The following is a 13936-nucleotide window of genomic DNA, read 5'->3' on the forward strand; positions in this document are numbered from 1 at the left end:
ATTACAGCAATCGGATCCTGATGGTTTTATCGAACGGCGTCACCCAGTTCAGATGGACATATTGGCAGCCTGCCGGATGGCTGTCCTCGCGGACCTCCGTCACGAAATGCTCATGCCCCCCGGGAGAGAACTCGATCGCGTGAGTTCCAGCCGAATAGCGTGCGGCACCGCTTGTCAGCACATATCGCCCTTCGCCGATCGTTTCCAAGCCCTCGCCTTCCAGCTTGCCTTCAGCGCCTAGAATAAATGTCAGCTGAGTCAATACGTCCTCCCTGTCATCTGAGACGATTCGAAGAGTCCATTCCGATTCCCCTGGCGTCAGCTCTGCTCTCAAACGGTGGGACTGCACATGCGTCAGCGGCCTGTGCTGGTGCGGAAGCAAATACCAAGGGCTGAGCTGTGCACGCCCTTCCGGAAGCAGGTGCTGCGGGATGGGGCCCGTATAGCCTTTTTCCATCGTAATCCCCAACGTATATCCGGTTTCGCTAACAGAAAGCTCATCGAACTTCACAATACCCGGCGAAAAGGACGTGGACAGCTTCAAGCCAAGCAGCCTCACCTCGCCGTGCCGCAGAGAAAAAAACGACGGCGTTCTCGTCATGATCGTGACGCTGGTCTCCCGCTCCCGAATGCGGACGAGCGGAGCACCGAACGCCAGATGCATGCTGCTATGCTGGATTTTCATATGATGACCTACTGAATCGATAGCTTCGAGATGCTCCCGAATCGGATGCGAGCCATTGATCACCCTGACATAGCGATCCGGCAGCGGGGCACGCTCCAAACCGCTTATATCCGTCAGCTCGGGATATAGCAACAGCTGCAGCAGCGCGTTGTTATTTACACCTTCCGGTCCGCTGATGCAGGACCCGGCACAATCGGACATTGCGGCAAATAACGGGTCCTTATCGAGTGCAGCCATCAGCCGGTAAGAGAGAAAATACGTACCCAGGTGATACGGATGGCCGAAATCCTGACGGCCGGAATAGTCCGTGACAATTTCGCCGGAAGGATGAACGAGGTAGACCATCATGCGCAGATTGCGGCGGACCGCCTCCAGCAGCTCAGGTTTGCCCAGCACGCGGCCCGTATGATAAAGCGCAATATCACTGACGGCATTGTAAATGCCGTTGCTGCGCTCGGTCCATTCGCCGTCCTCCGTGATGTCAAGTCCTTCAGCGAGCCATTCCTCAGCCCTTGCTGCAAGCTCGGGCAGCGGAAATATCTCGTAAAGCAGCGACAGCGCCGCCGTAAGCACCCAGCGGTGGTTCGGCGTATGGCAGCCGCCGGTCAGCATAGCGGGGATCGTCCGCTCCAGAAACCGCCGCAGTTTCTCTGCCGCCGGCTGTACTGCAGTCCAGCCATGCCTGTGCAGCAGCTGGTACATTTGGGTTACTCCCCCTACGACGAAACCGGTGTCGGGAGGCGAGTTGAAGTTCGTCGAGCCGAGCGACACGGTCCCGTCCGCATGCTGGCGGTTCAGCATGAAATCGGCCGCCAGGTCCAGGGCCGTAAGAAGCTCCGGATCATGATAATACCGTGAATCCGGATTAACCAATGCGCATGCCCAATAGGCCATCACACTAGGCGTGCCGCCGTGGTTCGGCCGCGGGATACCCGAATCATCCATAATACCGCCCGCATATTTGTTCGAAGCGTCCTTCACCTGCTTGCCCAAGGTCGCTTGCGTCACCTCATCATATAATAGGACCAGCTTCTTATATGTCGAATCCATGGCTCTCTCCTCTTCTGGTTACATCATGCTAAGTACATTGCTCTTAGGCGTTCCAATTCCCGTTCTATGCGAACCGGGATTTCCTCCGCCAAGTCAGCCCAATCTACGAACAGCTCATCAGGAATGTGATACGCTTTGAACTGCATCGACGGCTCGAAAGCCAGCGAGCGCAAATGCCGCTCGACCAGCCAATGGATCGCCGCATCCGCACCAACCCGGCTGCGGAACATCTCCGGTACCGTCAAGCCGTCGATGCCGGCGTCTTCATTCACCGACGACCGCATGCCCGGCAAGAGCTCGAACAGCTCGGGCAGCGGCGAAAAGGCATGCTTGCCCGGCTGGGAATACAGCCGGACCTGCGTCCCCTGGACATTACTTCGCCCAGGCAGCAACGATTTCAAATATTTGCCGTGGAAGCTGGCTTCCGCATCCGTGACCTCCCCATCCTGCCCCACGTAAATCCATACATGCTCGAGCTCGTACAAATGCTGAATATCGTAGTCCCAGTAAATGGCATATTCGATAACGCAGGCTGTATCATTCGTGAACCGAATTTTTCTGCGAAACGACGGGGATTCCCCCGGCTCCCGAAATACAGTTACTCCTACCCTAACCGGATAAAACGGCTCTCGATGATCGAAATACAGCACAGGCGCATATTTCAGAGCCAGCTCGCGGTCCATGAAATCTCCCACCTACCCTCTCAAACCATCCAGCTTGCCGGTAATAATCCGGTGGCTTTCCTCGATTTCGCCCGGCTGGCAAGCGGCCTTCAGCTCATACACCTTCACCTTCGCCTGTTCGATAGCCCCCAGGAAACGGTCAAAGCCTGTAAGATCGTTGCTGTGCACATAGGGACACCAATGGTCGGACAGCTCCAGCGTCTCATGAATATGGACGCCATAGATATAGCGCTTAACCTGCTCCAGCTCGGCGGCGTTATCATACAAGCCCATCCGCTCCATCATGGTCGCATGGCCGATATCGTACCACAGATAGACAGGCGCTCCCTGCAGGCTATCACAGATCGTCTTCGCCTCCATCAGCGTCGGCATCTGATAGCAGCGCGAACGCGTCTCTATGCCAATGGCGACGTTCCAGCCCCGTTGTGCGGCATGCTCGCTCGCCTTCTCCAGACTTTCCTGAATCCGCTTCGTATAAATCGGGCTGAGCCTCTCCCTCCGCTCCAGCATCTGCGCCCACAGCCCACGGTACGCCGCCGACTCCTTGCCTTCCTCGCGATAGACCTTCTTCAGCTCGGAGTCTATGTTGTACTCGAACGGAACCTCTCCCGGATGGACTACGACCGCTTTGGCCCCGTACCGGTGAGCATATTCCATTGACCGGATCAGCAGCTCAACGGACCGTTCCCGCTTTGCCTCGTCGTCGAAGCCGAGCATGACCGAATCAGTATCATAATCCTTGTCGGCAATATGAGGAAACACGTTGTGCACGCTGGATACTCCGATTTCCCCTTTTTCAATCATCGGTTCAATCGTAGTCATAAGCTCGTCGGTCACATTATAGTTCAGCTCGACATAACGAAATCCGAGTGACCGGATCTCCTCCACCATCTCCCTTCCGACCGTGTGCCGCTTAATATTCCAGCAGGTCGAAAACGAGTATTCTCCCTTATCCAGCATTTCTGCTCCCCTCCATTGTGTATTACCTAACGAACGATCTTTACGAAAACTAGCTCTTCCCGCAACACTTTCCGCAGTATTCGTTGCCCTAATAACCTGCACTCATCCTTTGACCGAGCCAAGCATAATCCCGGACACAAAATACCGCTGCAGCCACGGATACACGACCAGAATAGGCAGCGTCGCCACCACAATGCTGGCAGCCTTCAGGCTCTCCGGCAAAATTTGCACGATCTGCGCGCCCTCCATCTGCATCTGATCGGTCATCATGCTATTCATAATCATCTGATACAGCTTCAGCTGAAGCGGATACAGGTTCGGGTCGGTGATGTAAAATAACGAGTCCATAAAGCCGTTCCAGCGGTTGACCGCATAGAACAAACTTAGCGTTGCAATGGCAGGCATCGACAAAGGCAGAATAATCCGGATCAGCGTTCCGAAATGAGAGCTTCCGTCCAGCTCCGCCGACTCCTCCAAGCTCTTGGGAATGCCGTTAAAAAACGTGATTAATATGATCAGGTAGAACGGGTTTACCAGCAGCGGCAAAATCAGCGACCAAATGGTATTGACCAGATGAAGCTCCTTCACGAGGATGTATTCGGGAATGATCCCCCCGCTGAAAAACATCGTAAACACGATCATATACATGAACACCTTACGTCCCTTAAGCTCTGTCTTGGTTAACGGGTAAGCCGCACAGATGGTCATAACCATACACAGTACGGTGAACAGCACCGTAAGTCCGACCGATAGGCCCAGAGAGCGGATCATCGCCGCATCAGCCAGTACCCGGTTGTATGCCTCCCAATTGAGATCAACCGGAAAAATCGTCACATCACCCGACATAATCGGCTTGTTAGAGCTGAGAGATATTGACAGGATATGCAAAAAGGGGGCTAGACATAGGATCAGAGCGACCAGCAGCAGCGCCGTATTGATCCCATCGAACAGGCGATTGCCCATTTTCGTGTTCATAAACGTACTCCTTTCTCTGTACGAGGAAAAGGCTACAGAATGCCTTCGTCGGTTGTTTTCTTGGAGATGTAATTGGAGGTCAGAATGAACACCAGCCCCACGATAGCCTGGAAGAAGCCGACCGCCGTAGCAACGGAATATTCCCCTGTCTGCATCCCGATTTTGTATACGAACGTGCTAAGCACCTGCGAAAATTCCGCCACCGTCACATTGCCGATAACAAAAGGACGGTCAAAGCCGATCTGCACCATTTCCCCCAGCTTCAAAATAAGCAGCACGATGATCGTAGATCGAATCCCCGGGAGGGTAATGTTCCAAATTTTTGCAAACCGTCCCGCTCCATCTACATCAGCAGCTTCGTACAGCTCCTTGTTGATGGCGGTCAAAGCAGCCAAATAAATGATCGTACCCCATCCGGCGCTCTGCCAGATCCCTGTGCCCAAGTACGTAACAAGCCAGTAGTATTTATCCGATAGAAACGGAATCGGACCGATTCCGATGTTTCCGAGAAGATGGTTAACCACACCCGAGTTCGTAGAAAATGCCTGATACACAATGCCGCCGATAATAACCCAGGAGATAAAATGCGGCAAGTACAGGATCGTCTGGGAAAGCTTCTTGAACCAGGCTCTGCCCAGCTCGTTAAGCATCAGCGCCAGCAAAATCGGGGCGGGGAACGAAAAGATCAAATCCAAAAAATTGAGCATAAAGGTGTTGCGCAGCGCCACATAGAAGGCGTCCATTTTGAAAATTTCGCGAAACGTATCCAAGCCGATCCACGGGCTCTTGTTGATGCCCTGAAACAAGTTGAAATCCTTGAACGCAATCGTCACACCGTACATCGGACCGTACTTAAATACAAGGAAGTAAGCAATAGGCAGCATCAGCATGGCATACAGCTGCCAATAACGATTTAAATAAGTTCCTGCACCTCGCACTTCTCTCAAGCCTCCTCCTGCCTCATCTAACCGTTTGCTTGCGAACCGTTGGGAAGGGAGCCGGAGCCCCCTCCCGGGTTCTATCTATTTGCTTTTGCAGCCAAGGGATTTTACAGTTATTTACTTTTTCATCGACTTGTAGGCTTCCGTCCGTTCTTTCTTGATTTCATCGCCACCGCTGGACATATAGTCCTTCAGCATCGCGTCGTAAACCTTGTCAAAATCCTCCGGCTTGGCCATCATGCATTTGACAAGCATTTCTTCGTATTTGTCCAGCAGTACTTTTCCGTACTTGACCTCGGCTTGAATAGGACGGTCGAAGCGAAGCGGAGCGATCCCGTCAGCCAATCCGTTCTGGAAGGAAATAGCTGCATCCGCACGATAGGCTTCAGGTGCCGCAAGCGCCATCGCTTTTAAGTTTTTGGCTTTGTCGCCGAGATCCAATCCGTTCGATACCAGCCTCATATCTCCGGCGTTATACAGGAGATTTTTGGTAGCTTCATCGTCCTTCAGAATAGGAAGTCCGTCCTGAAGCGTATAGTTCTTCCCTTCCTCGCCGTTAGTAAGGCGGTTCAGGACATCCTTCTGCGCCATCCAGTTCAAATATTTCATGGCCGCTTCGCCGTTCTTGCTCGACTTCGGAATCATGATATACATCCCGGCCGGTTGATATGCAGGCTTGGAGTGCTTGCCTTCCTCGTTGGTATAAGGATCGATAGGCGTAATCTTGGCTCCTTGCACGTTCTTCTGCAGGATGCCTACCACTTCAGGGGCGGTGCCGTAGCTTTGCCCTGCGTCCTCCGCATACAAGCCTACTTTGCCCGTCATTACGTCCTGCTGCAGCTTCTTCTTATCTTTATCCAGTGCGAAATCCGGCGAAATCAGTCCCTCGTTGTACAGCTTGTTAAGGAATTTGACGCCTTCCTTATGTCCAGGCATCAGCGTCGGCTTATCGCCCGAACCCAGCAGCTGCATCAGCGTATAGCGTTCTTCCTCGGACGTTTTCTTAATAAACGGCCAGATGATCGGTTCATAGGAGGCTGGCGCCAGCGAGAAGCCTAACGGTATGGTACCGCTGCCGCCCGGACTTTTCTCTTTGAATGCCTTCAGCGTGTTATATACTTCCTCGGTCGTTTTCGGAACCGGCAGACCCAGCTTGTCGAGCCAGTCTTGCCGGATCATCGAGGAATACTTGCCCAAATACACGCGTTTGGCCGGGATAGCGTACTGCTTACCGTCAAATTTGCCGTAATTCAGCGTATCTTCACCGAGATAGCTTTTCAGATTGGCGCCGCCTGCATCTAGCAATTTACCCAGATCCATCAAGCCGCCCTGCTGCACATATTTGTATACAAGATTTGGGTCGTAGGTGAACACAATATCCGGAGCATCCCCGCTCGCCATCAAAACGTTCAGCTTATCTACTTCCTGAGCCCGGGGGACAGGGACGAATTCCAATTTAATGTTATTGGGATTGCCGAACGCTTCCTGCACCCATTTGGTCACCAAATTGTTCGTTACGGTCATACCCGCCGGCGAATTGCCGCGGTCGAACACTTCGACCTTCAAAGTCACTTGCTCTTTAGAACCGCTGCCGCCGCTTCCCGCCGAGCCTGATTGCGTTTGCCCCCCGTTGCTGGTACAACCGACCAATAAACCAAATGCCGTAACTGCCGCCAATATGGATGCCGCGTTTCGTTTAAGCGCTTTCTTTTTCAAGGTGATTCATCTCCTCTACATCTGAGCTTCGTTAAGATATCCTTCATGTCCCCCTAGATATATCTGTCTTGCACTTGCTTCGCCCGATTGGAGGACCGGCGGGATGTAATTCAAGTTATACAGGTCGCCCTGGCTAAGGGTCAACCAACATGATTCTTCCGCATAAACCGATTGTCAGATAGCGCTTGATTCCTGACGACCAACCGATTTCTTATGACCAACTTTTCTCTGCGAAGTGCTCTTTTCCTTACTCCCGTGCGGATTTCTCAAGCCTCTCTCCATTGGAGCTTTCTTCCGTTAAGCCGCTTACAATCCTATTGGGATCGCATAGACGAGCCGCCGTCTTCACCAGCGTATAAAACTAAAGAAAGCTCCTCATGCTGACCATGGGAGCCTTCCGCACCTTACTCGGCTTGCATATATTTGCGGTAATCCCCGGGAGTGACGCCGACGACCTTCTTGAAGGTGCGTCCGAATGAAATCGAATGGGTATACCCTACTTTCTCCGAAATATCCTGCAAGGGCAGCTCGGTTTGCAATAGCAGCTTCTTGGCCTGCTCCATCCGTAAATTCATGAGAAAATCTACGAATTTCATTCCGTACACTTCCTTGAACAGATGGCTGCAATATTTGCCGTTCACATTAAATTGGTCCGAGATCAGATTCAGCGATAAGTCCGGATTGGCATAGTTGTCTTCGATATAATGCCGAATGTCGCTTGCCAGCTGATGATGATTTTTGGCATCCCGAAGGGATACGTATTGGCTGTGCAGCTGCTTAAGCGAGGAGACGACGGCTGGCAGAAGCTCTTCTGTTGTCTCTGAAGTATCCAGCGCCTCTGTGAGCCGGGGAAGAACATGCTTCCTCCAGTATTCGATAATATCGGACGATAATCCCTCCAACGTGCGCTCGAGCAGTCGAACCCCATATTGCAGCAAATGGTGGATCTCCGCTCCCTTCAGCACATCCTGCTCCAAATACTCCGCGAACTGGTCAACATGAAGCTGCCAGCTGCTGTCGGAGATCCGAAATTCATGGCACATTGCATCCATCAGCTGAAAATATTTATGGGTATCTCCGGAGCTGGCCGCCGCTATTTCTTCATAACGGATGACCTGATTGTTGCCGAGCGACATTTTATATTGGAGTGCCGTGACCGCCTCCTCGAAGGAATTGCATACCTCCGTTAACTGCTCCGTGCTCCTTCCGACACCGACGGTTAAGGAGAACTTCAAATTCACGGCCACCCAAGTCCGAAAGCGGTCAAGCAAATCGCTCACGCCCTCAAGCTTCGCGTCCTCCTCCGTATGCAGCATGAGCAGAATCGACAGCCGTTTGTCGGATATCCACTCCGCCCAAACTGTCAGCCATTCGGAATCCGCCAGCTCCTGGGCGACGTTGGTCAAAGCAAATTTGAGCAGGTTCTGGTCGGTCACACTGTAGCTTTGCTGGAAATTCGGGAATCCGTCGATTTCTGCGACACAAACAATCAGTCTAGTATAAGAGCTCGGCAGCTTGTACCGGTTCATATGGGCAGCCCATTCCTGCCGGCTCATCGGAGACTGTCCACCAATCCATTCCAGGAAAAACTGCTTGCGCCTAATGATCAAATCCTCCTGATACTGCTTCTCGTAGCGGTTGGTTTGCTCCATCAAACTGTCCAGCACTTTGCCGATAAACGAGAATTCGTCGCCGCCTTTCCCTCTAGGCGCACTGCGGCTCTGGTATTTGTTGATCTGCTGCATGATGCCTTCGATCGGCTTGTAATTCCGGCGTGTTACATACAGGGTATAGATAATGCTGAACAGCACGGTCGCTATGCCGATGCCAAGCCATATATGGGAGATGGCCGAGACCCAGTTGAACATGCGCCCTCCCTTAATGCCGCTGACGAAATTCCAGCCGATGACATCGGAATGAATATCCGTTATGACACTTCCTTGTGCCGAGAGCGACTTGTCTTCCTCAAGCTCGACCGGATATACCCGCTGCCCCCCTGCATCCCTAATATCCATGAAGGTAATATCCGCGTTGATCATTTCGTCCACAATGCGCAGAAGCGAGCTGACCCTGACGTTGACCACGATAATGCCCTGATTGCCGAAAGGCAGCAGCGCCTTCTTGCTTATGGAAATGACTTTCTCCTTAGGCTGCAGGCTGAGGCCGGAATACATGCGAACGGCGGACCACCCCGTATTATTCGGATTGCCGAAGGATTCCTCGACGAATTCCTTGTCCTGGAAGTTATCCAGCTGCTGAATCGCGTTGGTCGTCAGAACCAGCTGATCCTGAGCGCGGTACAAATAAATCGATTGAATCATCGGGTTATCGTCAAGAATTTTATGCAGCTCCTTGGACGTCTCGTAGTAAACCATTCCCCCCTCCGATTTGTTCTTCATCTCGAAAAAATCATAGAAGGCGTCGCTGTTCCCCGCTTCCTCCAAAATAACCCTCTCCACTGCCTTCAACGAGGTTTCCATAGAATCAATCACATATTTGGCAAAAATCCGATTGGCCTTCTCGGTCTCCTTAATGGAAATTTCGCTCATCATGGAAACGGATACAAAAATAATGATACTAACGGTGATGAACAAGATCGGAAAATACGACATCAGCAATCGATTATACCAGGTCTTTTCCATACGCCTATGAACTCCTTACACGATTAATGGGATAAGTGCTTCTATAGGATCAAGCCGGCGTACACATCTTTCTTGAACCAAGAAAGCCAATGTGAACCCTAATTGCTTCGCCCGAAATGTGAAAATAAATCAACCCGCCTTTCGTTCGTCGAACAAAAACGGGTTGTCCGGGTATTTCCGCCCTATCGGTGTAGTCATTATACAGCGGAACGGATTTCTCCGACAAGCTCCACCTGCATCCTGGGAAAAACCGCCATTTGCACCCAGGTAAGCTACTTACTTTGTAACCTAACAGAAGGCTAATGACAACCAACTTTTTTCAGACGACCAACCTTTTTCCTGAGCATGACCTTTCCAACTACTCTGTCTGTTCATACCAAGCTCGCTGCCGGATAACATACAGGAGGGGAGCCTTCCATTAGATAAACAATAGCGGGTAATACGATTAATTTGAATGTTTGCCAATGTACTCCGCCGGTACAAGCCCGCTACAGCCGTTGTGCAAAGCAAAAAAGCCGCCCAACGGCGGCTTTATGAACGATCACAGCATTTTTTGCATAAGAATAACGTCCAGCATTTTATCGAATTTGAAGCCTACTTCACGCATGACACCGATATAGTCGAAGCCGTATGTACGGTGAATGTAAATACTGCTGTCATTGCCCTCCACTATCCGGGACAGGACGGTATGCAGCCCTGCCTGTTTGCCGGCCTCAAGCACCTTCTCCATCAGCTGCTTCCCAATGCCTTGCCCACGAAAATCATGGTGAATATACAGGGACATTTCAGAGGTGCGAGCATACGCCAGACGATCCGAATAAGCGTTAAGGGATGCCCAGCCTACAACCGTCCCTCCCAGCTCTGCCACGATAATCGGGTAACGATCGCCATGCTGCTTGAACCAGGTCTCCTGCTGCTCCAAAGTACGCGGAACCGTATCGAAGGTTGCCACGGTGTTCAGGATGGCCTCGTTATAAATGGTAAGAATAGAAGGAACATCTTCAATAACTGCGGTACGGATAATCATTGCATGTCACTCTGCCTCTCCAAATGAAAAACCATCTGGTATCCGGAGATATCAGATGGTGGTTTTGTTATAGTTGGTGCGGTCAAGAGGACTCGAACCTCCACGGGGGGTTAGCCCACACGGACCTGAACCGTGCGCGTCTGCCAATTCCGCCATGACCGCATATATTATGTCTCATTCATATTTTGAAGGGGACAAGTTGTATAATATCACCTATTTTGCCCCGTTGTCAAACAAAATTTTTAAAAGGCATGAAATCCGTATATTTACGATTCGGTTTGGAGATGAATTGAACATTGCTTCAAATGCAATTTAAGAGCAATATGGAATATCCTAAACCGTACTTCGGAGGCGATAGACTTGGTAAAATCAATCTGTGTTCTTATGCTTGCAGCAGTTATTGCCGGCAATAGCATCGGCTGCAGTCATTCCGGCGGTAATGCTGCACAGCCAACTCCAACCCCAGCCCCGCTAGCTACCATGACAAAAGAAAAATATGACAAAATCAATTTGGGCATGACATCTGATGAAGTGAAAGGGATTGTAGGCGGCGAGGGCAAGCTCATCTCCGAATCGGGAGATAAGTCGTCCCCTGATTATACGACAACCTATCAATACCAAGCGGAAGGAAACCCGAACGGGTCGGCAAAAATTACATTCCGCTCCAATAAAGCCATTTCCAAATCGGAATCAAACCTGTAACCAATAGAACAATCGGGTACCTCTCTTCTTGACGAAAAGAGGTACCCGAGCTATTTAATCCAAACATTCAAAAACAATCCAGGCGATAGCTCCCCAAATTGGAAGCGTAAACAAAATGCCGTACACCGTTCCTTTCAATGCGGAACCTTCCGTGGACATCTTATCTCCTCCCGCTGTTCGAATAGAATCGAATACGTTCGTTAGCTGCCGGATTACATCGTATGCAGGAAAAACGTTGGATATTCCTGTTCTTTCGTGAAGCTTGTATCATGATCTCCCGCTTAAGCCCATATATATAGGGCAAGGGGGGGAGCATTATGATCTTTTTGCAGCTCGCTATGGGAGTGGTTGCGGCATTATTCGTCTGGGGTTTTATCAAGCTGACCTTTCAAACGATGCTTTGGGCCATCGGAATTACATTGATCATCAGCTTTATTATTCCAGGAGCCATATTGTTTATAAGCGGGCTCATGTTCATCATGATCGGCATGCTGGCCACCCTGGGATTGCTGTACATCGTCGGGGCATTTAAAAAGTAGCCTCTCTCATCTACCCTTCCCGGTAAGCCTGCAAGGCTCGGGCTGCCCATTCCTTTAATGCCTCCGCATCCTCAAAGCTTGGAGTATCGAACAAATGTGTTGGCGGGTGTATGGAATTCGTGTTTAATCTAATGATTTCGCCGTTGACCCCGCGTTTTCCTTCTCTATGAATCCTTAACGCGTAAAAATCGTCCAAATGCACCACTTGATCATCCATCGTCAACCCTCGCCCCCACATATCTCGATTACAGAGTTAGTTTCTCTGAAGGCTCCAATATTATACGTATGACTCAGCGGATAAAAATCGGCTAGCATGAGACTCTATTTCATGTGGAGGTGATACAAATGGCAGGCAGAAATAATAAACCCGACAACGACGGCCCTGCGGGGCATCCTTCCCGTCTGGACCAATTCGGCGACAAAATGGCCGACGGCAACAACCCTCCGAAGAAATCCGAAGGCTGTGGCCGCGGTCCCGAAGGCAGGTAACAATAACCGCACTTATCCAGAAATACTAAAACCTGAGGCCCGTTCAGCAAGAACTTTGCGGGCTCCAGGTTTCATTTTTGCTGTGACAGTTCCCAGGCCTTATACCTTTGAATGGAATAAGCCATTGCTTCATACACCGTTCTTCCGATGCCATAGCCAAGCTGGGTAGCTGTACCCGCATAGCGATACGAAGCTCCCTTCTGGGTAGCGGCTATAATAACCGCATCCGTTGTTGTTCCTGTCGCGGTCTCCCGACTGTCCGCTAAGCGGATATCTGCGTCCTGCAGTGCAGCGGCCTTCGCCTCCGTCGCTGTAATCACGGCATTGACCATTGCCGCGTCCGTCAGGATTCCATCAATGACTACGATCAGGTTAATGGTTCCAGGGAACAGCTCATGCATGTTCCGTAAGGAGCCCGCCCTCGCTTTGTTGCTTAAGCCGACAGTAGCCCAGGTGCATACCTTAAGCCCCTTATCCCCGGATTCCTGGGAGTAGCCTCTGTCCTGCACTCTAGCTGCGGTTAATAAGGCCGCCGTCTCTTCTATGCCGATGCTTCTCATACGCATAAATTGATGCATCTCAGCCAGCGGATCCGAGCTGGAATAGCTGCGGTCCACCTGTCGGTTCATCAGGCGTGAATGCCATCCGAAGCCTTCTCCCCACATCGACGAATTCAACGTGCGGAGCGGCTCGATACTCTCTATCATAAAGTAGCTGTTTAAGCCGTCTTCCGCTTCATAGTATCTTAAATTTGATATCGATGGGGTTATTGGGCGATTTGAGGCAAAGCCCGTCATAGCCCTTCCCCGTTCCAGCCCGAATAACGTTCCTCGGTCATCGGCTGGTAATGATAGCTTCGGTCCAGCTTCACGATTCTTCGATTTTGCTTACGGATCATGACCGTCGTATCGTCCCAGGCAACAACAATTCCTTTGACGTCATTCGCAGGATCCGCGTCCCTCACCACTCTAAGCTTGGTCCCCTCTATTCTATACCGGTCCAACTGCTCCTCACTGATCATCCTACGACTCTCCTTTGGACAAACTGTAGTTTAAGAATAGAATACACCATTCCAGGTGTACAATAAACAGAAGACGTATGCTCTCTTCTTTACAAGCGTTTTACATAAGCAGTCGTTCCGACTTTGGAAAGGAGTTTTTGTGCCGCAATGGAGAAAAAAACATTTTACATTGATGTCGGCTCAGGGGAAATAACAGAACCGGAAGAGACCGGCCAATTCGAATTTGAAATACAGGCCAATGACGAAGAGATTAATCAGCTTCAGGCTTTGTTCGAGGAATCGGCCGAGGCTCAGGAAGGTACCGCTAAGGGAGCTTCGAGCGCACATCCGATTAATCATAACTTCAGGGACAATGATGCGTCCGATTATTGGCTGCGGGAGATATATCGCAAGCTGTATGATCTGGGTACACCCGAGACCAAAAAACATATCGAAAGCATGAACATGCTTCACTAACCTTACGTGGGCCCATTTTACCCGCAGCATAAACAAAAACCTACCGCCTT

Annotated in this window: 15 protein-coding genes and 1 tRNA gene; 4 read left to right on the forward strand and 12 right to left on the reverse strand. The window is 50.9% G+C overall.

Going from position 1 to position 13936, the window contains the following annotated elements; genetic code table 11:
* Window position 1 precedes the first annotated feature (1 nt).
* From GGC63_RS02100 to GGC63_RS02140, 9 genes are all read right to left on the reverse strand, one after another.
* A complete protein-coding gene (locus GGC63_RS02100; protein WP_192700921.1) occupies window positions 2–1735 on the reverse strand; it encodes a hypothetical protein in 1734 nt (577 codons plus the stop codon).
* Between the two features lie 23 nt (window positions 1736–1758).
* Window positions 1759–2418, reverse strand: a complete 660-nt coding sequence (locus GGC63_RS02105; protein ID WP_192700922.1) for a hypothetical protein — start codon at window positions 2416–2418, stop codon at window positions 1759–1761.
* Between the two features lie 12 nt (window positions 2419–2430).
* A complete protein-coding gene (locus tag GGC63_RS02110) occupies window positions 2431–3378 on the reverse strand; it encodes a sugar phosphate isomerase/epimerase family protein (protein WP_192700923.1) in 948 nt (315 codons plus the stop codon).
* A gap of 102 nt (window positions 3379–3480) precedes the next feature.
* Complete coding sequence (locus GGC63_RS02115) at window positions 3481–4353, reverse strand: carbohydrate ABC transporter permease (RefSeq protein WP_192700924.1); 873 nt, start codon at window positions 4351–4353, stop codon at window positions 3481–3483.
* Window positions 4354–4385: 32 nt separating this feature from the next.
* The gene (locus GGC63_RS02120) at window positions 4386–5243 is read right to left on the reverse strand and encodes an ABC transporter permease (protein WP_192701398.1); all 858 of its coding nucleotides are present in this window, start codon (window positions 5241–5243) and stop codon (window positions 4386–4388) included.
* Window positions 5244–5411: 168 nt separating this feature from the next.
* A complete protein-coding gene (locus GGC63_RS02125; protein WP_225947867.1) occupies window positions 5412–7010 on the reverse strand; it encodes an extracellular solute-binding protein in 1599 nt (532 codons plus the stop codon).
* A gap of 404 nt (window positions 7011–7414) precedes the next feature.
* Window positions 7415–9652: a helix-turn-helix domain-containing protein gene (locus GGC63_RS02130; RefSeq protein WP_192700925.1), complete on the reverse strand. Its 2238-nt coding sequence runs from the start codon at window positions 9650–9652 to the stop codon at window positions 7415–7417.
* Window positions 9653–10193: 541 nt separating this feature from the next.
* Window positions 10194–10679 (reverse strand): GNAT family N-acetyltransferase, encoded by a 486-nt coding sequence (locus GGC63_RS02135; protein WP_192700926.1) that lies wholly within the window; start codon window positions 10677–10679, stop codon window positions 10194–10196.
* Between the two features lie 74 nt (window positions 10680–10753).
* Window positions 10754–10841, reverse strand: a tRNA-Leu gene (locus tag GGC63_RS02140).
* A gap of 198 nt (window positions 10842–11039) precedes the next feature.
* Between GGC63_RS02140 and GGC63_RS02145 the strand changes: the two genes are divergently transcribed.
* Both GGC63_RS02145 and GGC63_RS02150 read left to right on the forward strand, forming a co-directional pair.
* On the forward strand, window positions 11040–11381 hold the full coding sequence (locus GGC63_RS02145) for a hypothetical protein (protein ID WP_192700927.1): 342 nt from the start codon (window positions 11040–11042) through the stop codon (window positions 11379–11381).
* A gap of 317 nt (window positions 11382–11698) precedes the next feature.
* Window positions 11699–11920, forward strand: coding sequence for a hypothetical protein (locus GGC63_RS02150; RefSeq protein WP_192700928.1), 222 nt, complete (start codon window positions 11699–11701; stop codon window positions 11918–11920).
* A 10-nt stretch (window positions 11921–11930) separates the two neighbouring features.
* On the opposite strand, the gene GGC63_RS02155 is transcribed toward GGC63_RS02150, so the two are convergent.
* Window positions 11931–12137 carry a hypothetical protein gene (locus GGC63_RS02155; RefSeq protein ID WP_192700929.1) on the reverse strand — a complete coding sequence of 69 codons (207 nt, stop codon included), beginning with the start codon at window positions 12135–12137 and terminating at the stop codon, window positions 11931–11933.
* Between the two features lie 128 nt (window positions 12138–12265).
* Between GGC63_RS02155 and GGC63_RS02160 the strand changes: the two genes are divergently transcribed.
* Complete coding sequence (locus GGC63_RS02160; protein WP_179135855.1) at window positions 12266–12409, forward strand: hypothetical protein; 144 nt, start codon at window positions 12266–12268, stop codon at window positions 12407–12409.
* Window positions 12410–12480: 71 nt separating this feature from the next.
* Here the strand turns inward: GGC63_RS02160 and GGC63_RS02165 are convergent, their stop codons facing one another.
* Window positions 12481–13116 carry an adenosylcobinamide amidohydrolase gene (locus GGC63_RS02165; protein ID WP_225947868.1) on the reverse strand — a complete coding sequence of 212 codons (636 nt, stop codon included), beginning with the start codon at window positions 13114–13116 and terminating at the stop codon, window positions 12481–12483.
* Window positions 13117–13202: 86 nt separating this feature from the next.
* Window positions 13203–13430 carry a hypothetical protein gene (locus GGC63_RS02170; RefSeq protein WP_192700931.1) on the reverse strand — a complete coding sequence of 76 codons (228 nt, stop codon included), beginning with the start codon at window positions 13428–13430 and terminating at the stop codon, window positions 13203–13205.
* Between the two features lie 147 nt (window positions 13431–13577).
* Here GGC63_RS02170 and GGC63_RS02175 point away from each other — a divergent pair, with 147 nt between their 5' ends.
* Window positions 13578–13886, forward strand: coding sequence for a hypothetical protein (locus GGC63_RS02175; RefSeq protein WP_192700932.1), 309 nt, complete (start codon window positions 13578–13580; stop codon window positions 13884–13886).
* The last annotated feature ends 50 nt before the right edge of the window (window positions 13887–13936 follow it).

It is taken from the genome of Paenibacillus sp. OAS669 (assembly GCF_014873645.1).
GTDB lineage: Bacteria > Bacillota > Bacilli > Paenibacillales > NBRC-103111 > Paenibacillus_S > Paenibacillus_S vulneris.